Annotated in this window: 21 protein-coding genes and 1 tRNA gene; 6 read left to right on the top strand and 16 right to left on the bottom strand. The window is 64.5% G+C overall.

Annotation, left to right across the window (positions count from 1 at the left end):
* Nucleotides 1-5: 5 nt before the first annotated feature.
* A complete protein-coding gene (locus FMM79_RS13405; RefSeq protein ID WP_148627947.1) occupies nt 6-1112 on the bottom strand; it encodes a helix-turn-helix transcriptional regulator in 1107 nt (368 codons plus the stop codon).
* On the opposite strand from FMM79_RS13405, the gene cysD reads away from it, so the two are divergent.
* The 3 genes from cysD to FMM79_RS13390 are packed head-to-tail and all read left to right on the top strand — an operon-like array spanning nt 1018 to nt 4807.
* Nucleotides 1018-2133, top strand: coding sequence for a sulfate adenylyltransferase subunit CysD (gene cysD / locus FMM79_RS13400; protein WP_371710916.1), 1116 nt, complete (start codon nt 1018-1020; stop codon nt 2131-2133). The genes FMM79_RS13405 and cysD overlap by 95 nt on opposite strands.
* Nucleotides 2133-4070, top strand: a complete 1938-nt coding sequence (gene cysN / locus FMM79_RS13395; RefSeq protein WP_148627946.1) for a sulfate adenylyltransferase subunit CysN — start codon at nt 2133-2135, stop codon at nt 4068-4070. Before cysD ends, cysN begins: the two co-directional genes overlap by 1 nt.
* A 5-nt stretch (nt 4071-4075) precedes the next feature.
* Nucleotides 4076-4807, top strand: a complete 732-nt coding sequence (locus FMM79_RS13390; protein ID WP_371710921.1) for a 3'(2'),5'-bisphosphate nucleotidase CysQ — start codon at nt 4076-4078, stop codon at nt 4805-4807.
* A gap of 92 nt (nt 4808-4899) precedes the next feature.
* On the opposite strand, the gene FMM79_RS13385 is transcribed toward FMM79_RS13390, so the two are convergent.
* The 9 genes from FMM79_RS13385 to infA all read right to left on the bottom strand — a co-directional run bounded on the left by FMM79_RS13385 (nt 4900) and on the right by infA (nt 14165).
* Complete coding sequence (locus FMM79_RS13385; RefSeq protein WP_371710915.1) at nt 4900-5388, bottom strand: MarR family winged helix-turn-helix transcriptional regulator; 489 nt, start codon at nt 5386-5388, stop codon at nt 4900-4902.
* Nucleotides 5389-5540: 152 nt separating this feature from the next.
* On the bottom strand, nt 5541-6983 hold the full coding sequence (locus tag FMM79_RS13380) for an efflux transporter outer membrane subunit (RefSeq protein ID WP_240339170.1): 1443 nt from the start codon (nt 6981-6983) through the stop codon (nt 5541-5543).
* A complete protein-coding gene (locus FMM79_RS13375; protein ID WP_148627944.1) occupies nt 6980-10192 on the bottom strand; it encodes an efflux RND transporter permease subunit in 3213 nt (1070 codons plus the stop codon). The genes FMM79_RS13380 and FMM79_RS13375 overlap by 4 nt, the downstream gene beginning before the upstream one ends.
* 6 nt (nt 10193-10198) lie before the next feature.
* The gene (locus tag FMM79_RS13370; protein WP_148627943.1) at nt 10199-11335 is read right to left on the bottom strand and encodes an efflux RND transporter periplasmic adaptor subunit; all 1137 of its coding nucleotides are present in this window, start codon (nt 11333-11335) and stop codon (nt 10199-10201) included.
* Nucleotides 11336-11954: 619 nt separating this feature from the next.
* A tRNA-Phe gene (locus FMM79_RS13365) sits at nt 11955-12030 on the bottom strand.
* 98 nt (nt 12031-12128) lie between these two features.
* The gene (gene yacG / locus FMM79_RS13360) at nt 12129-12320 is read right to left on the bottom strand and encodes a DNA gyrase inhibitor YacG (protein ID WP_084592214.1); all 192 of its coding nucleotides are present in this window, start codon (nt 12318-12320) and stop codon (nt 12129-12131) included.
* Entirely contained in the window at nt 12317-13291 is a 975-nt protein-coding gene (locus FMM79_RS13355) for a ribonuclease (RefSeq protein WP_148627942.1), read from the bottom strand. Before FMM79_RS13355 ends, yacG begins: the two co-directional genes overlap by 4 nt.
* A gap of 7 nt (nt 13292-13298) precedes the next feature.
* Nucleotides 13299-13895: a nucleoside triphosphate pyrophosphatase gene (locus FMM79_RS13350; protein ID WP_148627941.1), complete on the bottom strand. Its 597-nt coding sequence runs from the start codon at nt 13893-13895 to the stop codon at nt 13299-13301.
* A gap of 18 nt (nt 13896-13913) precedes the next feature.
* Nucleotides 13914-14165, bottom strand: a complete 252-nt coding sequence (infA, locus tag FMM79_RS13345; protein WP_039392992.1) for a translation initiation factor IF-1 — start codon at nt 14163-14165, stop codon at nt 13914-13916.
* 228 nt (nt 14166-14393) lie between these two features.
* Between infA and FMM79_RS13340 the strand changes: the two genes are divergently transcribed.
* Both FMM79_RS13340 and uvrC read left to right on the top strand, forming a co-directional pair.
* Nucleotides 14394-17120 carry a hypothetical protein gene (locus FMM79_RS13340; protein WP_240339169.1) on the top strand — a complete coding sequence of 909 codons (2727 nt, stop codon included), beginning with the start codon at nt 14394-14396 and terminating at the stop codon, nt 17118-17120.
* Nucleotides 17121-17196: 76 nt separating this feature from the next.
* Nucleotides 17197-19140: an excinuclease ABC subunit UvrC gene (gene uvrC / locus FMM79_RS13335; protein ID WP_148627940.1), complete on the top strand. Its 1944-nt coding sequence runs from the start codon at nt 17197-17199 to the stop codon at nt 19138-19140.
* A gap of 16 nt (nt 19141-19156) precedes the next feature.
* Here uvrC and FMM79_RS13330 read toward each other — a convergent pair whose 3' ends face one another.
* From FMM79_RS13330 to FMM79_RS13305, 6 genes are all read right to left on the bottom strand, one after another.
* Nucleotides 19157-21259 carry a sodium-translocating pyrophosphatase gene (locus FMM79_RS13330; RefSeq protein WP_148627939.1) on the bottom strand — a complete coding sequence of 701 codons (2103 nt, stop codon included), beginning with the start codon at nt 21257-21259 and terminating at the stop codon, nt 19157-19159.
* 116 nt (nt 21260-21375) lie between these two features.
* Nucleotides 21376-22335 carry a thiamine-phosphate kinase gene (gene thiL, locus FMM79_RS13325; RefSeq protein WP_148627938.1) on the bottom strand — a complete coding sequence of 320 codons (960 nt, stop codon included), beginning with the start codon at nt 22333-22335 and terminating at the stop codon, nt 21376-21378.
* A 53-nt stretch (nt 22336-22388) separates the two neighbouring features.
* On the bottom strand, nt 22389-22832 hold the full coding sequence (nusB, locus tag FMM79_RS13320) for a transcription antitermination factor NusB (RefSeq protein WP_148627937.1): 444 nt from the start codon (nt 22830-22832) through the stop codon (nt 22389-22391).
* Nucleotides 22832-24121 carry a histidinol dehydrogenase gene (gene hisD / locus FMM79_RS13315; RefSeq protein WP_148627936.1) on the bottom strand — a complete coding sequence of 430 codons (1290 nt, stop codon included), beginning with the start codon at nt 24119-24121 and terminating at the stop codon, nt 22832-22834. Before hisD ends, nusB begins: the two co-directional genes overlap by 1 nt.
* The gene (hisG, locus tag FMM79_RS13310) at nt 24121-24777 is read right to left on the bottom strand and encodes an ATP phosphoribosyltransferase (RefSeq protein ID WP_148627935.1); all 657 of its coding nucleotides are present in this window, start codon (nt 24775-24777) and stop codon (nt 24121-24123) included. The genes hisD and hisG overlap by 1 nt, the downstream gene beginning before the upstream one ends.
* A gap of 107 nt (nt 24778-24884) precedes the next feature.
* Nucleotides 24885-25157 (bottom strand): BolA family transcriptional regulator, encoded by a 273-nt coding sequence (locus FMM79_RS13305; protein WP_148627934.1) that lies wholly within the window; start codon nt 25155-25157, stop codon nt 24885-24887.
* A gap of 193 nt (nt 25158-25350) precedes the next feature.
* On the opposite strand from FMM79_RS13305, the gene FMM79_RS13300 reads away from it, so the two are divergent.
* Nucleotides 25351-25797: a J domain-containing protein gene (locus FMM79_RS13300; protein ID WP_371710914.1), complete on the top strand. Its 447-nt coding sequence runs from the start codon at nt 25351-25353 to the stop codon at nt 25795-25797.
* Nucleotides 25798-25837 lie beyond the last annotated feature (40 nt).

The raw sequence follows: 25837 nt of genomic DNA, 5'->3' as shown, positions 1-25837 counted from the left end.
GCCAATCAGGTCATGTGCGCTGTCCCCTCCAGGATCCGCCGCACCAGTTCCGCTTTTCCGCGCACGCCCAATTTGGCGTAGATGCGCTTGGAATAATTTCGCGCCGTCTCGACCGTCAGACCAAGAGCCTGCGCGGCTTCGGCAATGCTGAGCCCTTCCGACAGTTTTAGGGCCAGTTCGGCCTCGCGCGGGGGCAGGGCGTGCAGCGCTGTGAGGCGGGCCTGAGCGTTGTGTGACGGTGTGTGGGGGAGGGCGAAGACGGCGAGAAAGCGCGCCATGTTCGTATGCCCCAGCTCATCGTCGAGCGAGATGCGTTGCACCAGGGCTTCGACTTGTGGTGTGTCGCTCAGAAGCATAGGCTGCGGCGGGGCTGCCTGATCCTGCGCGAGTTCCTCGATGGCGGTGAGCAAGCCGCGTTCGGCCGGACGCGCCAAGCCAAGGAGGCGCTCCCCAATACGTGGCGGCTGGCCGTAACGCTCGCTCCACCACATTCGTGTTTCTGGGCTGAGGTCGACAAGGCGCCCGTCGGCATCGAAGGTCATCCAGCCATTTCCCGCGCGGGCCATGCCGGCCGCGTTGATGCGGGCGCTGTGGCGTGCGGCGCCGAGATCGCGGCCCGAGCGCAGCGCTTCGGCAACATAGGGAGCAAGATTGGAGAGCAGGGCGCTGTCGCTCGCGCTGCAGGGGCTCGTACGCGCGAGCAACAGCCAGGCGTCGAGACCGGTATCGGCGAGGATGCGCACGATCCGCTCGTCGGCCAGGCCAAGATCGCGCAGTTCGCGCCAGCGCTGGGCCTTGAGCACGGGGTCGTGGTCGACCAGTTCGCCCAGCGCATACACACGTCCGGGGCGCAGACTGTCGTAGTGCGCGCGGTCGAGGTCGAACAACACCGAGGTGCCCCTAATGGGGCTTCCGGTAGGAAGTGGGTCTCCGGCGTAAAATTCGGTGATCGGAGCTTTGCCGAGGCGGCCTTGGCGCACGAGAAGGGCAATATAGCGCGCCCCGGTGCGCCGCCGCATGCGCTCCAGGAAGGTGGAAAAGCGCGGCGTTTCGCGCATTGCGCCCAGCAGCGGGAGCAGCAGATCCGTCTCGTCCGAACTTGTGAGGGCCATACCCTCCCATATGGGAGGTGCCTGCCGCTGTCATCCCTGTAAGTTCAGCCTATTCCCGTTCCCAGGCCCTGTCGTCCGGGGGACGCGCACGGCTCGAAGAGGGAGTTCGATGAAAAAACTGACGCATCTTGAAAGGCTGGAAGCGGAAAGCATCCAGATCATCCGTGAGGTCGCTGCGGAGGCTGACAAGCCGGTCATGCTCTACTCGGTGGGCAAGGACAGCGCGGTGATGCTCCACCTTGCGCGTAAGGCCTTCTACCCTTCGCCGCCGCCGTTCCCGCTGCTCCATGTCGACACGACATGGAAGTTCAAGGCGATGTACGACCTGCGCGACAAGATGGCCGAGATGTCGGGCATGGAACTGCTGGTCTACAACAATCCCGAAGCCAAGGAAAAGGGCATCAATCCCTTCGATCACGGCTCGCTTCACACCGACATGTGGAAGACCGAGGGGCTGAAGCAGGCGCTGGACAAGTACGGTTTCGACGCTGCCTTTGGCGGCGCGCGCCGTGACGAGGAAAAGAGCCGCGCCAAGGAACGTATTTTCTCGTTCCGCACGTCTTCGCACGGGTGGGACCCTAAGAACCAGCGCCCCGAACTGTGGAACCTCTACAACGCTAAGAAGGCGCGCGGCGAATCGATCCGCGTCTTCCCGATCTCGAACTGGACCGAGCTCGACGTGTGGCAGTACATCCGCCTCGAGAACATCCCTATTGTCCCGCTCTATTTTGCTGAGAAGCGTCCGACCTTCGAGTGGGAGGGGGGCCTGTTCATGGCGGACGATCCGGAACGCCTCGAGAAGGTGCTGGGCTACATGCCCGAGATCACCGAGAAGTCGATCCGCTTCCGCACGCTCGGTTGCTTCCCGCTGACTGGCGCGGTCGAAAGCGAGGCTTCGACGCTGACCGAGGTCATCCAGGAGACGCTCCTGACCACCACCAGTGAGCGGCAGGGCCGCGTGATCGACAAGGATGCCGGCGGCGCCGGTATGGAAGTCAAGAAGCAGCAGGGGTACTTCTGATGGCCGATATCGAGACCAAAGAGTCCGCATACGTCGTCGACAAGCTGATCGCCGAAGACATCGACAGCTATCTCGACCAGCACGAACACAAGACCATGCTGCGCTTCATCACCTGTGGCAGCGTGGACGACGGCAAGTCGACCCTGATCGGGCGCCTCCTCTACGATTCGAAGATGATCTTCGAAGACCAGCTCGACGCGCTCGCTAGCGACTCCAAGAAGGTCGGAACGCAGGGACAGGAGATCGACTTTGCGCTCCTCGTCGACGGCCTCGCCGCCGAACGTGAGCAGGGCATCACCATCGACGTTGCCTATCGCTTCTTCAACACCGAGAAGCGCAAGTTCATCGTCGCCGACTGCCCGGGGCACGAGCAGTACACACGCAACATGGTGACCGGCGCCTCGACCTCGGATCTTGCTGTCATCCTTATCGACGCGCGCAAGGGCGTGCTCGTCCAGACGCGCCGCCACAGCTACATCTGCAAATTGCTGGGCGTGAAGAACATCGTCCTGGCCGTCAACAAGATGGACCTTGTCGACTACAGCCAGGAGGTATTCGACAAGATCCTCGCCGACTACCGCGCGTTTGCGGAATCGATTGGGATCGCGAACTTCACGGCGATGCCGATCTCGGGATACAAGGGTGACAACATCACCACGCTGTCCGAGAACACGCCCTGGTACACAGCGCCGGAGTATGCCGGTGTTCCCCTGATCGAGCACCTCGAGACAGTCGAGGTCCTGACCTCGGACGATGCCGACAAGCCGTTCCGCATGCCGGTGCAGTGGGTGAACCGCCCCAACCTCGACTTCCGTGGCTTCTCGGGCCAGATCGCAACGGGCGTGGTCAAGCCCAAGGATAAGATCCGCGTCCTGCCTTCGGGCAAGACCAGCACCGTCTCCAAGATCGTGACCTTCGATGGCGAGCTGGAGGAAGCCGGTGCCGGTCAGTCGGTGACGATTTGTTTCGAGGACGAAATTGATTGCTCGCGCGGCTCGGTGATCTCGATCGCCGATGCGCCGCCGCAGACCGCCGACCAGTTCGAATCGACCTTCGTGTGGATGGCGGACGAGGCGATGGTGCCGGGCCGTGCCTACTGGATGAAGATCGGTACGCAGATGGTGTCGGCCTCGGTTGCCGAACCCAAGTACGAGATCAACGTCAACACGATGGAAGAGCTGGCGGCCAAGACTCTGGAGCTTAACTCCATTGGCGTGGCCGAGATGACGACCGACAAGCAGATCGTCTTCGAGCCCTATACGGAGAACCGCCAGCTTGGTGGCTTTATCCTGATTGACAAGATGACCAATGCGACCGTCGCGGCGGGCATGATCAACTTCAGCTTGCGCCGTTCGCAGAACGTGCACTGGCAGGCCGTCGACATCAGCCGCACGCAGCACGCGGCGCTCAAGAACCAGAAGCCGGCCGTGCTGTGGTTCACAGGGCTCTCGGGTTCGGGCAAGTCGACGATCGCCAACATGGTCGAGAAGAAGCTGCACCGGATGAACCGGCACACCTTCCTGCTCGATGGCGACAACGTGCGCCATGGTCTCAACAAGGACCTGGGCTTCACCGAGAGCGACCGCATCGAGAACATCCGCCGCGTGGGCGAAGTCTCCAAGCTGATGACCGATGCGGGCCTGATCGTGATCACCGCGTTCATCTCGCCGTTCCAGGCCGACCGTGAACTGGTGCGCGCGATGCTGCCCGAGGGCGAGTTCCTTGAGGTTTTCATCGACACGCCGCTCAAGGTTGCCGAAGCGCGTGACGTGAAGGGGCTGTACAAGAAGGCCCGTGCCGGTGAGCTCAAGAACTTCACGGGTATCGACAGCCCTTACGAGGCCCCGCGCAATCCGGAAATCCGCGTCGACACGACCAAGCTCTCGCCCGAAGAGGCCGCAGACCTGATCGTCGATACGCTGCTGGGAGACGTCTAATGACGATGACCGACGGTGATCTTGCTGCCCACCTGGCCAACGTGGCGGGCAAGATCCTCATCGAGGTGCGCGAATCCGGCATGTTCGAGGGCAAGTCCCTCGGCAAAGCCGGAGACCAGACGGCCAACCAGTTCCTCGTTCACGCGCTGCGCGAGCAGCGCGCCGAGGACGGCCTTCTCTCCGAAGAGGAGAAGGACAACGCCGAGCGTCTCGCCAAGGAGCGCGTGTGGATCGTCGATCCGGTCGACGGCACGCGTGAATATGGCGAAGCGCGCGTCGACTGGGCGGTCCATGTCGGCATGGCGGTGAACGGTGTACCGACGCTGGGCGCGGTCGCGCTGCCTGGAGCAGACTTGGTGCTGCGTTCGGATCAGCCGGGTGAAATCCCGGCTGCGCCCGAGAAGCTGCGCATGGTGGTCAGCCGCACGCGTCCCGCGAAGGAAGCGACCGGCGTGTGCGAAGCCATCGGCGGTGAACTGGTCCCGATGGGCTCGGCCGGTGCGAAGGCCATGGCGATCCTGCGCGGGGAGGCGGATATCTACCTGCACTCGGGCGGGCAGTACGAGTGGGATAGCTGCGCACCGGCAGCGGTCGCACTGGGCTGGGGCCTTCATGCCTCGCGCATCGATGGGAGCCCGCTCGTCTACAATCAGGAAGACGTCTATATGCCCGACCTGCTGATCTGCCGGAAGGAGCATGCCGACATGGTGCTGGAGAAGGTCAAGGCCTTCCTCTGACACCCAGGTCTCTAAAACGCGAAAGGCCCGTCCCGGGATGCCGGGGCGGGCCTTTCGCGTTTGGGGTGGGGAGCGGTGGTGGCCGGACGGGGTCAACCGTCGGCGGCGTTGGCGTGGATGCGGTCCATGAACGCGCACATCTGTTTGAGTTCGGTATCGCTGAAACCCTTGAAGAGCTGAGCCTCGTTCTCGGTTGCGGCCTCGCCCAAAGCGGCGAGCACAGGGGCGGCGGCCTCGGTCACGTGGACGACGCGCGCGCGGCGATCGTCCTCCTTGGCGCGGCGCTCGAGCAGGCCTTCCTGGCACAGCTTGTCGATAAGGCGTCCGGCCGAGGCCTCGGACATGTCGAGATACTCGGCGATACAGCGCTGTGTCGAGCCGGGGTAGCGTGCGACAATCGCGATCATCGTCCATTGCGAACGGGTGGCCTGGAGTGAAGCGGCCTTCCGGTCGAAGGTGTTGCGCAGCAACCGGGCAAGGACGGAAAGCCGGATGCCGACCTGTCGCTGCAGCGAATCCGTCTCTGTAAACAGTGATTTCATGGTCTTGCCGGTGTTGGCATCCGGCGCATTCGTGCTCACGTCTCGTTCCTCGTAATCGCGCATTGCCCGTGCAGGTCACCGTGGATGCGCCCCATGGGGCAAGGCGGCACGCATGATGCCTCGCGGCCCATCGCGTGTCGCGCCCGCTTGGTCAAGTGGACGCGCGCAACGCCAATTGCATAGGCGGGTGCCTAGTTCGCAGTCTCGTCGGGGCGCGGTTGGCTCACCCACTCGCCGCCCAGCACGCGGTAAAGCGTGATGCGGTTGACCGCACCGGCCAGCCGCATGCCCACTTCGGCCTGGCGAGCGGCATAGAGGCTGCGCTGGGCATCGAGGTTCTCCAGCGAACTGGCCATGCCCTGCCGATAGGTTGCCTCGACGAGGCGCGCGTTGTCGGCCGAGACTTCTGTGAAGTTTGTGGCCGCATTCAGACGCTCGGCGATGGTGCCCTGGTCGGCCAGCGTGTCGGCGGTCTCCCGAAAGGCGGTCTGGATCGCGCCCTCATAGGTCGCGAGCGCGGCATCGCGTTGGGCCTTGGCGACGCCGACGTTGGCGCTGCGGCCACCCGCGTTGAAGATCGACCATTCACCGTTGCCGCCATAGCTGGTGGAGCGCGAGGCCTCGTCGAAGAGCCTCGAGAGCGACTGCGCGGCAAAGCCGGTCAGAGCCGAAAGGGAGATGGTGGGGAAGAGCTGCGCGCGCGCAACACCGATGTTGGCGTTGGCCGCACGCAGGGAATACTCCGCTTCCAGCACGTCGGGACGGCTGAGCAGGACCGTCGTATCGGCGCTGGTCGGGACTTCGGCAAGCGCCGCATTGACGCGCGTGATGCTGCTTGGAAGCGCGTTTTCGTCGAAGTCCGCGCCGACCAGCAGGCGCAGTGCGTTGACGTCCTGCGCGAGCGCGGTCTTCTGGGCGGCAAGATCGCTGCGCGCGGTTTCAAGTACCTGCTGGGCCTGGCGCAGCTCGCTTCGTGCTGCGATCCCCCCTTCGAGCCGTGCCTGGGTCAGGCGCACGCTTTCCCCGGCGCTGCGCGCGGTGTCTTCGGCGATGCGCAGGAGTTCCCTGTCCGCCGCATAAGTGGCCCAGCCTTGCGCGATGTCGGCAACGAGGCCGAGCTGGACGGTGCGTGCCGCCGCTTCGGTCGAAAGCGCGGTGTTGATCTGTGCGGCGGTTGCGTTCTTGAGCCGTCCGAACAGGTCGAGCTCGAAATTCGAGACGCCGGCGCGCAGGGCGTAGGACCAGCCGTTGAGGCCAAAGCCGCCGCCGGTCTCTTGATGGGTGGCGGACGCCGTGGTGGCAAGCGCTGGGAACTGGTTGGCCCGCGTCACCTTCACTTGTGCGCGGGCCGCTGTGATATTGGCCGCTGCGACCCTGAGGTTACGGTTGTTATCGAGCGCTTGTGCGATCAGTTGCTGGAGCGCCGGGTCCTCGAACACTTCGGCATAGTTGAGCGGGCGCGGTGCTGCACTTACAGTGTCGCGGTAAGCTTCGCCGTCAGGCCATGTCTGGGGCACCGGGCTGGCCGGCTGGACGTATTTGGGCGCCATCGAACAGGCGCCCAGCAGCGCAGCGGTGAGAAGGGCGCTCGTGCGCTTCACCGGCGCATGGACGGGTCGCATCGACGGCCTCATGCCGCGTCTCCTGAGTTGGAGGTCTTCTTCTCGCGGCGCGTTTCGAGACGGGCGCGGGCGGCGGCGAGGCCGTCTCGCACGCTGCGGCGCACGATCACGAAGAACAGCGGAATGAAGAAGATGGCAAGGATCGTCGCAGTCAGCATGCCGCCCACCACCGAGGTGCCGATGGCGATGCGGCTGTTGGCGCCCGCGCCCGAGGCAGTCGCGAGCGGGATCACGCCGAAGATGAAGGCGAAGCTCGTCATCAAGATCGGGCGCAGGCGGATGCGTGCGGCCTCGACCGCGGCCTCGATCACACGCATGCCCTGACGCTCCGCCTGTTCGGCAAATTCGATCATCAGGATGGCATTCTTCGCGGCAAGGCCCATCGTGGTAAGCAGGCCGATCTGCAGGTAGACGTCGTTTTCCAGCCCGCGCAGCGTGACCGCGAGGATTGCACCGAGGAGGCCTAGCGGAATGATCAGGATCACCGCAATCGGGATCGACCAGCTTTCATAGAGCGCGGCAAGGCACAGGAACACGACCAACAGCGAGAGGGCATAAAGGAGCGGCGCTTGGCCCGAGGAGAGGCGCTCCTGGTAGGAGGAGCCCGCCCAGGCGACAGAGATGCCCTGGAACTGGTGCGAGAGCTCTTCCATCACATCCATGGCCGTACCCGAACTGACCCCATCTGCCGGTGTACCGGAGAATTCGTAGGCCATCAGGCCGTTGAAGCGCGAGGTGGAGCTGGGCGCTGTAGACCAACTGGTTTTCGCGAATGCAGAGAAGGGCACCATCTGGTTGTCCGAACCACGCACGAACCACTTGTAGAGGTCTTCCGGGCGCGAGCGCGAATCCGGCTCGCCCTGCACATAGACGCGCTTTACACGGCCCTTGTCGATGAAGTCGTTGACATAGGTGCCGCCCCATGCGGTTTGCAGCGTCGAATTGACGTTGGCGGGCGTCAGGCCATAGGCGGTCAGTGCGGCGATGTTGTTGTTGACCTTCAGCGTAGACACTTCGGGTAGGTCGGAGAGGCGCACGCTGGACAGGCGCTCGTCGGCCTGAGCAGCGGCGAGCAGCTGGTCACGCACCTCTTGGAACTTCTCGCGCGTCAGCCCTGATTGGTTCTGCAGCTCCATGGTGAAGCCCGAGGACTGACCAAGGCCACGGATCGCCCCGGGGACGAGGACGAAGACCTGCGCATTGCGCAGCTTGGCAAAGGCCTGGTTGGCGCGTGCGACAATGGCGGTCGCGGCCTGGTCGGGGCGCGTGCGCTCGGACCAGTCGCGCAGGCGGATGAAGCTGGAGCCTGCGTTCTGACCCGATCCGCCCGGCCCGCCGCCCGAAATGGCGAACAGGCCGGTGATGTTTTCCGCTTCTTCCTTGAGGAAATACTGCTCGACGATGTGCTGGATTTCTTCGGTGTCGGAGCGCGGCGTGCCCGAGGGCAGGCGCCATTGCACCATGATGTCACCCTGGTCCTCGTTGGGGAGAAAGCCGGTGGGCAGGCGCTGGAACAGGAAGAAGGTGCCTGCACAGATAAGGGCGAAAAGTGCGAGCCAGCGCCACTTGTGGGCGACCACGGTCTCGACCTGGCGCGCGTAGGCATCACTCATTCTGTCGAACGAGCGATTGAACCAGGTATGGAACTTCTCCCAGGCGCGTGCGAGCCAGGGCAGATGACGCTCGGTCCAGGTCTTCTTGCGGTCGGGGGCCCGGTTCTTGCCCTTGAGAAGCTGCGCGCACAGCGCCGGGCTGAGCACGAGGGCCACAAGCACCGAGAGGACCATGGCCGCGACGATGGTAAGAGAGAACTGGCGGTAGATGACGCCGGTGGAGCCCCCGAAGAAGGCCATTGGCATGAATACGGCCGAGAGCACGAGGCCAATCGCGATTAGCGCGACCTGGATTTCCTTCATGGACTCCAACGTCGCATCGCGTGCGCTCATGCCGGGGTTTTCATCGAGCAGGCGCTCGACGTTCTCGACCACGACAATGGCGTCATCGACCAGCAGGCCAATGGCAAGGACAAGGCCGAACAGCGTCAATGTGTTGAGCGAGAAGCCCATTAAGTAGAAGATCGCAAAGGTGCCCAGCAGCACGACCGGAACCGCAATCGCCGGGATCAGCGTAGCGCGCCAGCTTTGCAGGAACACGAACATCACGATGACGACGAGGATGATCGCCTCGAACAGTGCCTTTTCGACCTCGTCGACCGAAAGCTGGATGAACTTGGTGCTGTCGCGGCCGTACTCGAACTCGATGCCCTCGGGCATGTTCTGCGCGAGTTCCTCGACCTTGGCCTTGACCCGCTGCGCCGTGGCCAGCGCGTCGGCGCCCGGCGAGAGGGAGACAGACAGGCCCGCGCCGGGAAAACCGTTGTAATTGGTGACGACCGAGTAGCTTTCCGCGCCCATTTCGACACGGCCAAGATCGCCCACCGTGACGGTGGAACCGTCGGGGTTGCTCTTCACCACGATGGCGCGGAACTGTTCGGCGGTCTGCAGGCGCGAACCCGCCGTGACCGTGGCTGTCAGAGCCTGATCGTCCGGTGCGGGCAGATCGCCCACGCTGCCTGCAGCCACTTCGGTGTTCTGGGCCTGGATCGCCGAGACGACGTCGGCTGGTATCAGCGAAACGGCCGAGAGCTTGCGTGGATCGAGCCAGATGCGCATCGCGTGGGGTGCGCCGAATACGTTGACTTCGCCCACGCCCTCGACACGCGAGAGCGGGTCCTGGATGTTGGAGGTGAGGTAGTCCGAGACGTCTTGGTTAGAGCGGTTGCCGGTCGAATCGTAGACCGAGACGACCATCAGCTGGTCCGGGTTCGACTTGGTTACGCGCACGCCCTGCGCCTGCACGGCCTGAGGCAGGCGCGAGAGGGCGGACTGGACCTTGTTCTGGACCTGCACCTGCGCGATGTCAGGATCGGTGCCCTTGGCGAAAATCGCGCTGATGGAGGCGCGGCCGCGGTTGCTTGACTGCGAGCTGAAATAGAGAAGGCCGTCGATCCCGGTCAGGTTCTGCTCGATAACCTGCGTGACGCTGTTCTCGATCGTTTCAGCCGAGGCGCCAGTATAGGTCGCGCTGATGTTGACCTGGGTCGGCGCGATGTCGGGGTACTGCTCGTTGGGCAGGAACATGAGCGCGCCCAGGCCAGCAAGCATGACCACGATGGCAAGCACCCATGCGAAGATAGGGCGGTCGATGAAGATCCGTGACATAGGAGCTTAACGACCCTGCCCGGCTGGCCTGGGGCGTTCGACCGGCTGTGGCTCCGAGGCGGCTATGGCCTTGACGGGCATACCCTGTCTGAGGCCGTTGAGGCCTTGCACGATGATCCTGTCGCCCTTCTTCAGGCCCTTGGTGACGACGAAGAACTCCTTGTAGGTGCGCCCGGCATCAAGGTTGCGGCGAACCGCCTTGCCGTCCGGCCCTGCCAGCATGACGTACCCCGTCCCGTCGAAATCGCGCTGGACGGCGCCCTGGGGAACGAGGAAGGCGCCCGGGTTGCGGGCCTGGTCGAAGATGGCGGTAGCGAACATGCCGGGCAGGAGCAGCCCTTCAGGATTGGGGAACTGCGCGCGCAATGTGACCGTGCCCGTGTCCTGGTTGACGGTCACTTCGGAGAACTGGACTTGGCCGGGCAATCCGTAGTCGGTGCCGTCGTCGAGCTGGAGGCGCACTTCGGTGCTGCCTGGTTCCGCGCCGCCCTGGCTCAGCTGACGGCGCAGCGCGATAAGCTCGGAGGCCGACTGCTGCATGTCGACGTACATCGGGTCGGTGCGCTGGATCACCGCCATGGGATCGGCCTGGCTGTCGCTGACGAGCGCGCCGACGGTCACAAGGTTGCGTCCGATGGTGCCCGAGATCGGGGCCGGGACGGTGGAAAAGCGCAGGTTGACACGCGCGGTCTCCAGCGCGGCGCTAGCCTGCGCGATGGCGGCCTGCGCGACGCCTGCATCGGCCTTGGCATCGGTATAGTCCTGCCGGGCGACGGCTTCCATCTCGGCGAGCGGCTTGAGGCGCGCGGCGCGGGCCTTGGTGGATTCGGCCGTGGCCTTCGCGCTGGCGAGGTTGGCTTCGGCTTCGTGGACGGCCGCGCGGTAGAGGCTGGGATCGATCTGATAGAGTGGTTGTCCGGCCCGGACGGTGGAGCCTTGCGTGAAGTAGATCTTCTTGATCACGCCCGTTACCTGGGGGCGCACTTCGGAGGTTTCGTAGGCGACCGTGCGTGCGTTCAGCGAAACCGGCATCGGCACCGTGCTGGGCTTAGCCTCGATGATCCCCACTTCGACTTCGCGCCCGCCCATTCCGGGGCCTGCGTCCTGCTGCGAACAGCCAGAAACCGCGACACTTGCGAGCATGAGGGCCGCAAGAGCCGGTTTGCAATGGTGGAAGGCATGCGAAAATGGGGAGTAGTACAAGCCGGTAACCTCAGTCGCGGGGAATGCGCCGTATCGAAAGAATTGTAGCGCAGCGCAAGCACTTGTGGACGCTGTGCGACAATTTGTGACGACTGAATTCGGCGTCCGAACAGAATATTCCCGCGTATCAGCCGTTTGCGGTGAGATGTGTGCTCTTGCGCGAGGGCAACTAGTGGCAATTCGCGTCTGTTAGGAAAGCGGCGCGGTGTCGCAGCTCCCCGCATTCGTGCGCTTACGGGAGGGGCTGGCCGGGCCTGGGGCCTTGCGTTTTTGCGCGCCCGTGCCGAAGCAGCGGAGGTTTGGAGGAGGAGGAGCCGCCTCGGGCACGGGCACGCGCGACGCGTGCTCCCGGCAAAGGGTGCGCGCGACGGAGAGCAATCTCGAAGGGGCGAGGTCGCAAGCCAAGTGAAAAAGGTTTCACACCGGCGAGTTGTTCCAGCTCTCAGAGGTGCCGGTCGACACGACGCTTGCGGAAAAGATATAATCTGTAATTCTGGCTGAGGTGCTGACTTGCCTAAGGTTTTTAGGATTTCAGCGTTGCACCAGCTTCTTGGGGAAGTGGTGCCCGAGGGCGGATTCGAACCACCGACACTGCGATTTTCAGTCGCATGCTCTACCAACTGAGCTACTCGGGCATCTTCATGATCGGGGTTTTCGTTCGCCGCCGATCAGCTGGTTGCGGGCCTATGAAGAAGGGATTGATTCGTTGCAAGCCCTAAATTGGCAAGTTTTTTCAATCTTCGTCCTGATCCCCGGAAAACGGGGCCAAATCGCTTGAAGAAAGATCGGGAGGTCCCGGAAGGGCGTAGCCGCCATCAAGCCATTGCAGTAGGTCGCGGTCCCGGCAGCGCTTTGAACAAAAGGGAGAATGTTCCTCGGACCGGGCCTTGCGGCAGATGGGGCAGGTGCGTTTGGGAGTCGTCATGATGCGACGGCCTGCGCGAAACCACCGCCAGGCGCAAGGCCATCGTCCACGCTCCAGCGCAGCGTACGGCCGGTGCGACGGGCAAGTTCCTCTTCCCACTCGGGGTGTACCGCAGCGCGCACCGCGCGCGAGGCGCCAAGGAGGAGGGTGCCCGGCTCGGCGACGGCTTCGGCCCGGCGCAGCAGCAGGCGTGCGCCGGTACCGGCAGGATCGTTGTGCACCCGATGCAGCAGGGAGGGCCCTTCGCAGCGAGCGACGAGCTGGACGAAGCCAAAGCCGTTCATGGCCGTGGACTGGTGCGGCCAGTGGTCGAGCGCTGCGGCAAGAGCCGTATCTACGGCGCGGCGCTGGTCCTTTCGCTCGAGCGAAGGGAAATCGATGCCGATCGCCCCGTTGAGATCAAGTTGTCCGATGCACGTGGCAATCGCCGGGACTGCGGCCATGGCCAGAGTGGCTGGGGGGAGGGCGCCGTCGATGTCGATCAGCGTCATTGCCGGCGTCGGACTGACAAGGAGCGTGCCGCCGGTAAAGGCGACCTGCCCGTCGAGCGCCTGAGACACGAGTTCGGGCCAGGTATCGTCCGGGAAGCGGCGCACCTCCTCGACGGGATAGCCATCGCGTTCCAGTTCCTCGCGCGGCGAGGGCGGGGGGCAGGGCGCCTTGTCGGTCGGGCGCACCTGCATGCGCTTGACGCGGCTGCCTTCGCGGATGGCGCTTCGCGTGACGACAACACGCAAGGGCGCACCCTCGCTGGCGCTCTTCTCAAGTCCGTCGATCAGGGCTTCCTCACCCGATGGCAGGCGCACGGTGCCGCGCCGGGAACCGGATTGGCGTGCGACAAGCCTGGCCTCGATGACGGCGCCCGCGCGCAACTCGCCTGGCAGAAAGAGGCGTGCGGCCAGTACTTCGCCGCCCTCCACAAGGACGGCGCGGGTCTCGCCGATGCCGTTCTCGATCAGCCAGCGAGGCATCGAAATGTCAGGTGAGGGGGAAGCCGGCGGCCTTGAGCAGGGCGCGGGCTTCGAACAGGGGCAGGCCGACGACAGCCGAATGGCTGCCCTGGATCCAGGCGATCAGGCCCTCGGCGCGGCCCTGAATGGCGTAGCCACCGGCCTTGCCGTTCCAGTCGCCACTGGCGATGTAGCCATCGATCTCTTCGGCGGTTAGGGTCTTGAAGCGCACAACGGTTTCGCTCAGGCGTTCGTGCAGCGTGCCATCGGGATGGCGCAGGGCAATCGCGCTGAGGACGCGGTGGCGACGGCCCGAGAGCAGCTTGAGGCAAGTGCGTGCGGTCGCCTCGTCCTCGGCCTTGGGCAGGATGCGGCGTCCACAGGAGACCACGGTATCGCCCGCGAGGATGTGCGTATCGCTGCCAAGGATCGCCAGTGCCTTTTCGCGCGCCATGCGGCGGGCGTAGACACGGGGGGGTTCGGCCTTTGCAGGCGTCTCGTCGATGTCGGCGGCGCAGATCGCTTCGGGTGTCACCCCGAGCCGCGCGAGCAATTCGCGGCGGCGCGGGCTGGCAGAGGCCAGGACCAGGCGCGGCGCAGGCGCCGCGTCAGTATTCTCGGTCATGGCGGATCAACTGGGAGATCAGGACGAGTAGCCGCCGGGGCCGCCGCGTCCGGGCATGAAGCGGTAGGTGATACGGCCCTTGGTCAGGTCGTAGGGGGTCAGTTCGACCAGCACCTCGTCGCCCACCAGGACACGGATGCGGTTCTTGCGCATCTTGCCTGCAGTGTGGCCGAGGATCTCATGGCCGTTTTCCAGTTCGACGCGGAACATGGCGTTGGGCAGCAGCTCAACGATGCGGCCGCGCATTTCGAGAAGTTCTTCTTTCGCCATTGGCGATCAATATCCAATCGTTTCGTAGGGTGTTTGCGGCGCGACATAGCCATCAACCGCTCAAAATGGAAGCCTTCACGCAACAAGAAGGCCAATCGGGACTTATTCGCATGTCGCAGGGCCCACAATTTGCGACAAAGTGATACCGCGCGAAGGCTTGTCGAAGCACATCCAAAACGGCAGCAGGACGTCACAGGGAGAGGCCGAATTTCTTTACGGAGACAGTGTTTGCGACTGACCTACCTTCTGGCCCTGGCCACCAGTGTTTCGATGCCGGCACTTGCCGCCGCCCAGGACATGTCGGTCCCATCGGGCGGCACGGCCACGAATATGGACGACGAGGAAGAACTCGGCGGGGCGCTCGGTTCCGACGCGGTCATCGGCAACGAGATCATCGTGACCGGCCGCAGCGTGCTGCCCGGCGCTGTTGATACGCCCTACGAGCCGATCCAGACCTTCGAGGAAAGCGACATCGCGGCCTATGGCGCTTCGTCCATCGCCGAGCTGCTCGAGGCGATCTCACCTCAGACGGGAAGCGGACGTGGGCGCGGGGGAGGGCGTCCGGTGATGCTGGTCAATGGTCTGCGCATCACCAGCTGGCGCGAGATGCGCAACATTCCGCCCGAAGCCATCCGACAGATGCAGGTCCTGCCCGAGGAAGTGGCGCTGCAATTCGGTTATTCGGCGGACCAGCGGGTGGTCAACCTTATCCTCAAGGACAACTTCGCGGCGGGAACCGGCGCGGGCGAATACAATCGCCCGACGCGCGGCGGCTATGACAACTACGAGCTGGAAACCGGCATCTTCAGCGTTTCGGGCCCGCGCCGCTACAATCTGTCGGCCAAGCTGACGGAAACCTCGATGCTGACCGAGGACGAGCGGGGTATCGCGCGCGAACAGGGCGAGATGCCGAGCGTGGCCGGCGACCCTGATCCCCGCCGCTTCCGCAGCCTGGCGGGTGACGAATCCGAACTGGAGATCAACGGCACCGTAACGCAAGGCCTGGGCGAGGGCGGCATGAACGGCCAGATCACCGGGAACGTCGCGTACACGCGCACGGTAACCAATTCGCTCTCCGGCCTCGACACGTTCACGTTGAGCGACGGCGCGGGCAATTCCGAGATTCGCACCTATGACGATCCGCTCGCGCGGCGGGTCTCGACCGACCTGTTCGAGGGTGGCCTTGGCTACAACCGGCAGCTCGATGGCTGGCAGCTCAGTGTCACGGGAGACGGGGCCTATACCGACACCGCGACCCGGGTGGATCGCCGCCGCGACACCAGCGCCATCGAGGCCGACGCTCTTGCTGGCGATCTCGACATTGCGGGCGCGCTGCCTGAACTTCCCGGGGCAGGTGTGGACTTTGCGCGCAACCGCACGCTGGCGCTGACCTCGCTGGCCACGTTGTCGGGCCGACCGCTCAGCCTTCCGGCGGGTGATGCGAACCTGACACTCAAGGCGGGGTACAATTATTCGCGCACGCTCAGCGATGACACCCGCAGCGAGTTCGACACCGTGCGCCTGACGCGGGGGGACGTTTCGGCGGGCGTCAATCTGGCACTGCCGATCACCAGCCGGAACAACTACTTCCTCGATGCCATCGGCGATCTCTCGCTGAACCTGGGCGCCGGGATCAACCACCTCTCCGACTTCGGTACGCTTACCAACTGGACGGCCGGGCTCTCCTGGTCGCCGACTGAGACGCTGACGCTCCAGGCGACGTATCTGGGCGAAGAGGCCGCGCCCACGCTCTCGCAGCTGGGCTCGCCGCAGATCGTCAATTACAACGTCTCGGTCTACGATTTCACCAATTCGACAACGGCGCTGGTGACCGCGACAAGCGGAGGCAACCCGGATCTCCTCAAGGAGAAGCGGCGGGACATCAAGCTCTCGGCCAACTGGCAGCTGCCTTTCCTCGACCGGTCGAATCTCGTCCTGGAGTATTTCCGCAACCGCTCGGACAATGTCTCGCAATCGTTTCCCCTGCTGACGCCTGCCATTGAGGCCGCGTTCCCGGACCGGGTGACGCGTGATGAGAACGGCTCGCTCATCGCCATCGACCAGCGTCCGGTGACTTTCGATAAGGTGTCGAGCTCGAACGTGCGCTGGGGGTTCAACATCAGCGGCAGCCTGGGCGAGTCCGAACCGTCATCGCAAGCGTCTCCGGCGCGTCCCCAGAATTCCGATGCGCGCCGTGGACCGGGTGGTCCGGGACGCCTTGTTGGCGGGCGCAACTTCGATCCGGCCCGTTTCGAGGCGATCAAGGCAGCGCTGTGTGCAGAAGGACAGGAGCCCGACCTGTCCGCGCTGCCCGAACCGATGCTGGCGCGTCTGCGCAAGGAGGACGGCTCCATCGACAAGGAGCGCCTCGCCGCGATGCGCGAGCGGATCTGCAATTCCGACGGTCCGCCTTCGCGCGCCGGAGGGGTGTCTGCGCCAGCCTCGCCGCCGCCAGCCCGCCGTGGTCCTCCGGGCGGGCGCTGGAACCTCTCGCTCTACCATACCTGGCGTCTGTCCGAGGACGTGCGGATCGGTCCGAACAGCCCTGTGCTTGATCAGCTTTCGGGCGAATCGCTGGCGGCTGGCGGAACCCCGCGCCATTCGATCGAGGCCGAGGGCGGCTTCTTCCTCAACGGCAACGGCGCCCGCCTGAAGGGCGAATGGAGCGCCCCGACGCAGGTGAACGGGACGGGTGCGCCGAACAGCTCGGACCTGCGCTTTGGCAGCACCTTCGTTCTCGACCTGCGCATCTTCATGGACTTGGGGGGCAAGGAAAATCTGGTTCAGAAGATGCCCTTCCTCAAGGGTTCGCGCCTCTCCTTCACGGTCGATAACATCCTCGATTCGCGTCAGAAGGTGACCAATGCCGGGGGCGAAATCCCGATTGCCTACCAGCGAGGCTACCGCGACCCGCAAGGGCGCGTCATCGGCATCGACTTCCGCAAGCTGTTCTGATGCCAGGCGCCGCTTAACTGCGGATAGGACGCGGACGGGGCTGGAGAAGCGCCGTCCGTACCCCTATCTGGAGGACATGTCGCGAACACCGGCCGGAACTCCGGAAACTCCCCAGGGCACCGAACGCTTTAACGAGGATCGGGCCACCTCCACCGTGCGTGGGTCGGACAAGCCTGACCTGGAAGCCGGTGTCGAAGTGATCCGCGATACCGTGCGTACGCTGCCCACGCGCCCGGGCGTCTACCGCATGCAGGATTCGCGTGGGGAGGTCCTGTACGTCGGCAAGGCCCGCGTGCTGCGCAACCGGGTGGCCAACTACACACAGTGGGAGCGGTTGCCCTCGCGTCTCCAGCGCATGGTCAGCCAGACCCGCTCGATGACTATCGTTACGACCAATTCCGAGGCCGAGGCGCTGCTCTTGGAAGCGCAGCTGATCAAGCGCTATCGTCCCGCCTACAACGTGCTTTTGCGCGACGACAAATCGTTTCCTTTCATTCTCCTGCGCGCCGAGCACGACTACCCGCGGATCATGAAGCACCGCGGTGCGCGCAAAGCCAAGGGGAACTACTATGGCCCCTTCGCCAGCGCGGGATCGGTCAACACCACGATTAATGCGCTTCAGAAGCTGTTTCTTCTAAGGAGCTGTACAGACAGCTTTTTTGCGCGTCGTGATCGGCCTTGTCTGCTCTACCAGATCAAGCGCTGCTCGGCGCCGTGCGTGGGCCGCATTGATGAGGCGGGCTATGCCGAATTGGTGCGTGAGGCCAAGGACTTCCTGGGCGGCAAATCGAACGCGGTGCAGCGCAAGATTGAGGCGCAGATGGCCGAGGCCGCCGAAGCGCTCGATTTCGAGCGCGCGGCCATGCTGCGCGACCGCCTGCGCGCAGCGACCTTCATTCAGGGCAGCCAGGCGATCAACGCCGAAGGGCTCGACAGCGCCGACATCTTCGCGATGGCGGTCAACAACGGGCAGGTCGGCATCCAGGCCTTCTTCATCCGCGGTGGGCAGAACTGGGGGCACCGCGCCTTCTTCCCGACCCACACCGAGGGCCTTTCCGACGAGCAGGTTCTGCAAAGCTTCCTTACGCAGTTCTATGAGGAGGTTCCGCCCGCACGCGTGATTCTGGTCGACCGGGAAATTCCGGAAGGCGAACTCCTTTCCGAAGCCTTCCGCGAACTGGCGGGGCACAAGGTGGAGATCTCGGTGCCGCAGCGCGGATCGCGCCGCCGCCTCATCGAGCAGGCGACGCGCAATGCGGTCGAAGCTCTGGAGAGGCGTCTGGCCGAACGCGGCACGCAGGCCAAGGTCATGCGCGAAATGGCCGAGTTCCTGGAACTGCCGGAGATCCCGCAGCGCATCGAGGTCTACGACAACTCGCATATTCAGGGGACCAAGGCGCTGGGCGCGATGGTGGTCGCAGGGCCTGAAGGCTACATGAAGAACCAGTACCGCAAGTTCAACATCCGCGAGGCGCAGTCGAACGACGACTATGCGATGATGCGCGAGGTGATGACACGCCGTTTCGGCCGCGCGATGGAAGAGGACCCGGACCGCGAAAGCGGTACTTGGCCCGACCTCGTCCTGATCGACGGCGGCAAAGGGCAGATGAGCGCGGTCAGGGAGGCGCTGGAGGAACTGGGCGTCGAGGACGTGACGCTGATCGCCATTGCCAAGGGCCCGCACCACGGGCGCGATGGGCGCGAGGTGTTCCACTTTCCCGATGGGCGCGAGAAGATGCTGCCAGTCAATTCCCCGGTGCTGTTCTACCTCCAGCGCCTGCGTGATGAAGTCCACCGTTACGTCATAGGGGCGCACCGCGCCAAGCGCAGCCGCGCCATCACCGCAAGCCCGCTCGACGAGATTCCTGGGATCGGCCCAGCGCGCAAGCGCGCACTGCTGCTTCACTTCGGGACAGCGGGCAAGGTGCGCGCGGCGAGTCTGGAAGACCTGCAGCGCGCGCCCGGTGTCAGCGCGGCCGTGGCGCGCACGATCTACGATTTCTACCACCCGGGAGGGTGATCGAAGCGGCGCGCACCTAGCCTGCCGCGAGCGCGGCGAGGAGCAGGAGCGCGACGATGTTGGTGATCTTGATCATCGGGTTTACGGCCGGCCCTGCGGTGTCCTTGTAGGGATCGCCCACGGTGTCGCCGGTAACGGCGGCCTTGTGGGCTTCGGATCCCTTGCCGCCGAAATTCCCGTCCTCGATGTATTTCTTTGCGTTGTCCCAGGCGCCGCCGCCCGAGGTCATCGACAGTGCGACGAACAGGCCGCTCACAATCACACCCAGAAGCAGCGCGCCGAGCGCGGCAAAACCGTTCTCCCTACCTGCCACCAGCGTAATCGCGAAATAGACCACGATGGGCGCCAGCACCGGCAGCAGTGAGGGGACGATCATCTCCTTGATGGCGGCCTTGGTGACGAGGTCGACCGTACGTGCATAGTCGGGCCGCGTCTGGTGGGTCATGATACCCGGGTTCGCCTTGAACTGCTCGCGCACGTCGCGCACGACATCGCCCGCCGCACGGCCCACGGCGGTCATGCCCATTGCACCAAAGAGATAGGGCAGGAGGGCGCCGAGCAGCAGCCCGACGATGACGTAGGGGTTCTCAAGGCTGAAATCGACGGTGAGCTCGGGAAAGAACTCACGCAGGTCCGTGGTGTAGGCAGAAAAGAGCACCAGCGCGGCAAGGCCTGCCGAACCGATGGCATAGCCCTTGGTGACGGCCTTGGTCGTGTTGCCCACCGCATCGAGCGCGTCGGTCTTGGCGCGCACGCTGTCATCAAGTCCCGCCATCTCGGCAATGCCGCCTGCGTTGTCGGTGACGGGGCCATAGGCGTCGAGCGCCACCACCATACCCGCCAGCGCCAGCATGGCGGTCGCGGCATAGGCGATGCCCAGCAGCCCTGCGATCTGGTGGGCGAGGATGATCCCGGCGACAATCAGCAAGGTGGGAAGGGCGGTCGCTTCAAGGCTGATGGCAAGGCCCTGGATGACATTGGTGCCGTGCCCTGTGACGGAGGCCTTGGCGATGGACTTGACGGGGCGAAAGGCTGTACCCGTGTAGTACTCCGTGATCCAGATGATGAGCCCTGTGATGGCAAGGCCGACCATCGCACTGTGGAACAGGTCAAAGCCATGGACTTCGCGCTCGCCGACCTGGAACTCGCTCGCCATGCCGCCAAGGGCATAGGATATGGCGAGCCAGATCGCCGGGACCGAGAGCAGGGCCGAGACCAGGAAACCCTTGTACATGGCGCCCATGATATTGCCCTTTCGGCCCAGCTTGACGAAGAAGGTGCCCACGATGGACGTAACGATGCAGGCCCCACCGATAAGCAGCGGAAGCGCCATCAGCGCGGAGAGCTGTGGGCCGATATCGCCCAGAAGCAGAGCGGTGAGGATCATCGTCGCCCCGACGGTTACGACGTAGGTTTCGAACAGGTCGGCCGCCATACCAGCGCAGTCGCCCACGTTGTCGCCCACGTTGTCGGCGATGACGGCAGGGTTGCGCGGGTCATCCTCGGGAATGCCTGCCTCGACTTTGCCGACAAGGTCTGCGCCCACGTCCGCCGCCTTGGTGAAGATCCCTCCACCCAGCCGCGCGAAGATCGAGATGAGCGAGGCCCCGAAGGCCAGGCCGGTCAGGCCGTTGACAACGCTGCGGTCCTCGCCGCTCCAGGCATGGCCAGCAGGCCCGGTCAGATACCAGGAAAAGACGGCAATTGCGAGAAGGGCAAGGCCCGCTACCAGGAGTCCGGTGATTGCTCCTGCCCGAAAGGCGAGGGTGAGGCCGTCCTGCAAACCATCCTGTGCGGCCGAGGCGGTGCGCACGTTAGCGCGCACCGAAATGGTCATGCCGATGAAGCCCGCTGTCCCGGAAAGTACCGCACCGATCACGAACCCCGTTGCCGAGATTGCGCCCAGTGTCAGGAAGAGGATCACGGCAACGACCACGCCGACGATGGCAATTGTGGTGTACTGACGTTTGAGGTAGGCCTGCGCGCCCTCCTGGATGGCGGCAGCGATTTCCTGCATGCGGGCGTTGCCCGCATCGGCGCCGAGCACGAACCGGCTGGTGACGATGCCGTAAATCAGCGCCATACCACCCAGGGCGATTGCAATCGTGAGTGCATTCACGCGATTGTCCCCTTCCCACTGTTATTATCGTTCTCGCGGCGGGTTTTTCCCGCTCAGGTGCTTTCAGAGCTACGCCTGTGCCGGGGAACTGGCAAGTTGCTTGTCAGGGAGGGGCGTCAGTGCTCATAGCCAAGGTGGGCCGGGAGGGGGATATCCGTGCCCTCACAGGTCAGGCGTAGACCCGCGTGGTGGCCAATCGTGCCGAGCGCGCGCACCGCGCCGCCCGTGGCCTTAGCGATCGCTTCGATGTCGGATGTGTTTTGCGCCGGGGCGGTGAAGAGCAGGACGTAGTCATCGCCCGCACAGGCTGCTTTCAGACGGGCCTCGCGCGAGGTTCCGGCAACCGCTGCGTAGGGCGAAGACAGCGGCATGGCGTCCAGATCGATCCGAGCACCCACATTGCTTGCAGTCGCCAGGCGGGAAAGGTCGACGAGGAGGCCGTCCGAGACATCCATCATCGCATGCACGTAGGGCGCAAGCGCTGGGCCCAGCGGGGTGAGGGGCATGGGGCGGCGGTAGCGCGCCTTCAGCCATTGCGCCCCCGGCCCGCTTGCCATTTGTGTTCCCAGCAGGATGTCGAGGCCGAGCCCGGAATCGCCGATAGTCCCGCTGACCCACACGATATCGCCGGGGCGGGCCATCGTGCGGGCGGGTGGTGGGGTGCCTTCGGGGCCTTGGCCGAGTGCGGTCAGCGAGAAGCTGCGCGGTGCGCCCTCGGGCATGCGAACGGTATCGCCGCCCAGCAGCGGTAGCGCAAAATGGCGGCAGGCCTCGGCCAGACCCTCCAGAAAGGCGGTGTCCCACGCGTCCTCACCCAGCGCGTGGGAATAGAGGCAGCCGAGCGGGGAAGCTCCCTTGGCCGAAAGGTCCGATGCGTTGACCGCCACCAGCTTCCAGGCGACGTCCTGTGCCGGATCGTCAGGGAGGAAATGGACACTCTCGACCACGGTGTCCATGGTCAGCACCAGATTTGCACCGCCCACTGTCAGAACGGCGGCATCGTCCATCAGCCCGCGCGCAGCGGTGCTGGAGGCAAGGTTGCGCAGCGCCGAGATGAAGGCGGTTTCGGAGCTCATGGAATGAGAGGGTAAACCGGAACGCTGTGCTCCGGTCAATCCGGGTCGCGGGCTTAGCGGACTGACTTCGCGACCGCGTCGAGGACGCCGTTCACGAATTTGGCTTCGCGCTCGTCGAAGAAGGCGTGGGCGACATCGACGTACTCGGTGATGACCGCGCCGGTCGGCACGTCGGCGCGGGCCATCAGTTCGTAGGCACCGGCGCGCAGGATCTGCAGCATGGTCTTGTCGAGGCGTGACAGGGCCCAGCCTTCGGCGAGCTTTGCCGAGAGCGCTTCGTCAATCTCGTCGCGACGCGCGATTACACCCTTCACCACGTCGTCGAAGAAGGGGATGTCCGCGTCGGCAAATTTCTCGTCGTCGATTTCCATGCCGAGGCGATGGCGGCGGAATTCGTCGAGGAGGCTGGCCTGGGGCGTGCCTTCCATGTCGAACTGGTAGAGCGCCTGGACGGCGGCGAGACGGGCGGCAGCCCGCGATTTCTTGGAACCGGACATTACTTTTCAAGCCTTACGGAAACGGAGCGGGCGTGCGCGGGAAGACCCTCGGCCTTGGCTAGCGCCACGGCGGCGGGGCCGACGGCGCCAAGGGCGGCTTTGTCCAGCTGGATGAAGCTGGTGCGCTTCATGAAGTCCAGCACGGAAAGCCCCGAGGAGAAGCGCGCGCGGCGCCCGGTGGGAAGAACGTGGTTGGGGCCAGCGACGTAGTCACCGACCGCTTCGGGGGTCAAGCGCCCGAGGAACACCGAACCGGCGTGGCGGATCCTGGCGAAGATCGCTTCGGGATCGTCGGTGGCGATCTCGACATGCTCGGCGGCGAGACGATTGGCGAGCGCCGGCACCTCGTCGAAGTTTTCGACCACGACGATGACCCCGTTGTCGCTCCACGAGGTGCGCGCAGTCTCTTGGGTGGAAAGCTGCGTGAGTTCGCTCTCGACCGCGGCGGTCACCGCGTCGGCAAAGCCGGCATCGTCGGTGATGAGGATCGACTGCGAGGTCGGGTCGTGCTCGGCCTGGCTGAGAAGGTCGGCGGCGGTGTGGACCGGATCGTTCTTGCCATCCGCGATCACGAGGATCTCGCTGGGCCCTGCAACCATGTCGATGCCGACAACGCCGTAAAGCTGGCGCTTGGCTTCGGCGACCCACGCGTTGCCGGGGCCGGTGATGACGTCGACCGGCGCAATCCGCTCGGTGCCGTAGGCAAGCGCGCCCACGGCATGGGCTCCGCCCACACGCCAGACTTCGTCGACACCGGCAAGGTGCGCGGCAGCGAGCACCAGCGCATTGACTTCGCCTCTGGGGGTGGGAGTGACGACGACAAGGCGCTCCACACCCGCGACCTTGGCGGGAATGGCGTTCATCAGCATCGAGGAGGGGTAGGCTGCCCGGCCACCTGGCACGTAAAGCCCGGCGGCATCGACCCCGCGCCAGACCGCGCCCAGGCGCACGCCCGCCGCATCGGTGTAGTCGCGGTTTTCGGGCAGTTGGGCCTCGTGGTAGGCACGGATGCGCGTTGCGGCAAGTTCGAGTGCTGTGCGAAGGTCGGTATCGAGTGCGTCAAAGGCGGCTTTGCATTCCTGCGCCGAGACCTGCCAGCCGGTGGTGTCGAGATCGTGGCCGTCGAACTTCGCGGTCAGCTCGGCCAAGGCGGCATCGCCGCGCATGCGCACATCCTTGAGGATCGCAGCAACGTCCGCGGCGACGTCGAGCGCGCTTTCGCGGCGGTCATCGACGACGTGCGCAAACGCGTCCTCGAAACCGGGATCGCGGGTGGAAAGGCGCTGCATCAGGCAGCTTCCTTCTCGCGCGCGACCGCGGCGCGGAAGGCATCGATGAGGGCCGCTACGCGCTCGTCGGTCTTGAGCGCGGCGCGGTTGACGATGAGGCGCGCAGAGATGTCGAGGATCTTGCTCGTCTCGATAAGGCCGTTTTCCTTGAGCGTACGCCCGGTGGAGACCAGATCGACGATACGGCTGGACAGGCCAAGCGTGGGAGCCAGCTCCATCGCGCCGTTCAGTTTCACCACCTCGGCCTGCACGCCCAGCTGCTCGAAGTGGCGGCGGGTGAGGTTGGGGTACTTGCTGGCAACGCGCAGGTGCGAGGGCAGCGTGTCGGTCTGCTCACCCTTGATCTCGGCAACCGAGAGGTGGCAGTGCCCGATATCGAGATCGACCGGCGCGTAGAGATCGGGGTAATTGAACTCCTCGACCACGTCCGATCCGACGATGCCGACCTGCGCCGCGCCATGCGCGACGAATGTCGCGACGTCGAACGCGCGCACGCGGATGAGGCGCATGTCGCTGTTCTCGCACGCAAAGGAAAGCGCGCGCGACTTCTTGTCATGAAACTCGGCGTCGGGAACAACGCGTGCGCGCGCCATCAGTGGCAGAGCTTCATCGAGAATACGCCCCTTGGGCACGGCAAAGGTCAAAGGTATCGGCATGGTGCGCGCATTTAGGCGCACGCAGGCCAAAGGGCAACCTGCAGAAGCCCGCGATTTTGGCGATGGCTGTCATCGCCAGAATCGCGAGGCAAATTCGCAGGCCACGATCACTCGCCGGGGGCACGCGCCTTGATAGCGAGGGCATGGACCCGCTCGCCGGGAATGTCGCCCAGCGCGGTGTTCACCATGCGCTGGCGCTGGAGGCGTGAAACACCTGTGAATTGCGCACTTTCGATATGTATCGTGAAGTGCGATTCGCCGGTGCCGTCATCGCCCATGTGGCCCGCGTGGTGGGCCGAGTCGTTCACGATCTCGAGCTGGGTGGGGGCAAGGGCAGCGGTCAGGCGCTGGGCGATTTCCTGGGCGATAGGTCCGGTCATGGGGTTTCATTTAGCGACTGTTTCGCCCATCTTGAAGCGGGTGAGACAGCATAGATTTCATGGAAGATACGATTCCGATGGGCGCGAATGCAGCTGGCCGGGATGTGAGGAGGCGGGCGAATTTCGTGCGCCGGGGTCGCGCTCGCCCAGTTTCGACGGGCCGGGCGACTACCGGTGGTTCTGCCTGGAGCATGTGCGGGAGTTCAACGCCGGTTACGACTATTTCGAGGGCATGGAGGCAGAGGAAGTCTTCCGCGCGCAGTCCCCGCTACATGGCTGGGAGCACACCGCGCGTGCTTTCCGGCCCGACGAAACGGTCGACGGCGCGCCGCATTGGTCGCATTTCTCCGATCCTCTGGAGGCAATCCAGGCCCGCGCACGCCAGCACGTCAAGCGCCGCCGCAGCGAAGTCCAGGACGAGATGCGTGCCAACGCCCGCTTCACACCCGCCGAACGCGGCGCTTTGAACGTGCTCGGCCTCGAACTCGATGTCGACCGCAAGACGATGCGCATGCGCTACACCCGGCTCCTGCGCCAGTATCACCCGGACCAGAACGGCGGCGATCACGGCCACGCCGAAAAACTGCAAAAGGTGGTCGAGGCGTACAACCTGCTCAAGAAGGCGGCGGCTTTCGCCTGAAGCGAAGTTCAGAAGAGGTTGAAGGGAAGATTCCGAGGGC

It is taken from the genome of Novosphingobium sp. BW1 (assembly GCF_008107685.1).
In the GTDB taxonomy this organism is placed as follows: domain Bacteria; phylum Pseudomonadota; class Alphaproteobacteria; order Sphingomonadales; family Sphingomonadaceae; genus Novosphingobium.
This window is presented reverse-complemented; position numbering and strand designations above follow the sequence as displayed.

Excerpts from the sequence above, each read along its gene's own strand:
- FMM79_RS13305 (WP_148627934.1), bottom strand. The coding sequence starts at position 25,157 with ATGACCGGACCTATCGCCCAGGAAATCGCCCAGCGCCTGACCGCTGCC.
- FMM79_RS13380 (WP_240339170.1), bottom strand. The coding sequence starts at position 6,983 with ATGAGGCCGTCGATGCGACCCGTCCATGCGCCGGTGAAGCGCACGAGC.
- hisD (WP_148627936.1), bottom strand. The coding sequence starts at position 24,121 with ATGCAGCGCCTTTCCACCCGCGATCCCGGTTTCGAGGACGCGTTTGCG.
- FMM79_RS13375 (WP_148627944.1), bottom strand. The coding sequence starts at position 10,192 with ATGTCACGGATCTTCATCGACCGCCCTATCTTCGCATGGGTGCTTGCC.
- cysD (WP_371710916.1), top strand. The coding sequence starts at position 1,018 with ATGCGCTCCAGGAAGGTGGAAAAGCGCGGCGTTTCGCGCATTGCGCCC.
- FMM79_RS13350 (WP_148627941.1), bottom strand. The coding sequence starts at position 13,895 with ATGACCGAGAATACTGACGCGGCGCCTGCGCCGCGCCTGGTCCTGGCC.
- hisG (WP_148627935.1), bottom strand. The coding sequence starts at position 24,777 with ATGCCGATACCTTTGACCTTTGCCGTGCCCAAGGGGCGTATTCTCGAT.
- infA (WP_039392992.1), bottom strand. The coding sequence starts at position 14,165 with ATGGCGAAAGAAGAACTTCTCGAAATGCGCGGCCGCATCGTTGAGCTG.
- FMM79_RS13355 (WP_148627942.1), bottom strand. The coding sequence starts at position 13,291 with ATGCCTCGCTGGCTGATCGAGAACGGCATCGGCGAGACCCGCGCCGTC.
- FMM79_RS13390 (WP_371710921.1), top strand. The coding sequence starts at position 4,076 with ATGACCGACGGTGATCTTGCTGCCCACCTGGCCAACGTGGCGGGCAAG.
- FMM79_RS13405 (WP_148627947.1), bottom strand. The coding sequence starts at position 1,112 with ATGGCCCTCACAAGTTCGGACGAGACGGATCTGCTGCTCCCGCTGCTG.
- nusB (WP_148627937.1), bottom strand. The coding sequence starts at position 22,832 with ATGTCCGGTTCCAAGAAATCGCGGGCTGCCGCCCGTCTCGCCGCCGTC.
- yacG (WP_084592214.1), bottom strand. The coding sequence starts at position 12,320 with ATGACGACTCCCAAACGCACCTGCCCCATCTGCCGCAAGGCCCGGTCC.
- uvrC (WP_148627940.1), top strand. The coding sequence starts at position 17,197 with ATGTCGCGAACACCGGCCGGAACTCCGGAAACTCCCCAGGGCACCGAA.
- FMM79_RS13370 (WP_148627943.1), bottom strand. The coding sequence starts at position 11,335 with ATGCTCGCAAGTGTCGCGGTTTCTGGCTGTTCGCAGCAGGACGCAGGC.
- cysN (WP_148627946.1), top strand. The coding sequence starts at position 2,133 with ATGGCCGATATCGAGACCAAAGAGTCCGCATACGTCGTCGACAAGCTG.
- thiL (WP_148627938.1), bottom strand. The coding sequence starts at position 22,335 with ATGAGCTCCGAAACCGCCTTCATCTCGGCGCTGCGCAACCTTGCCTCC.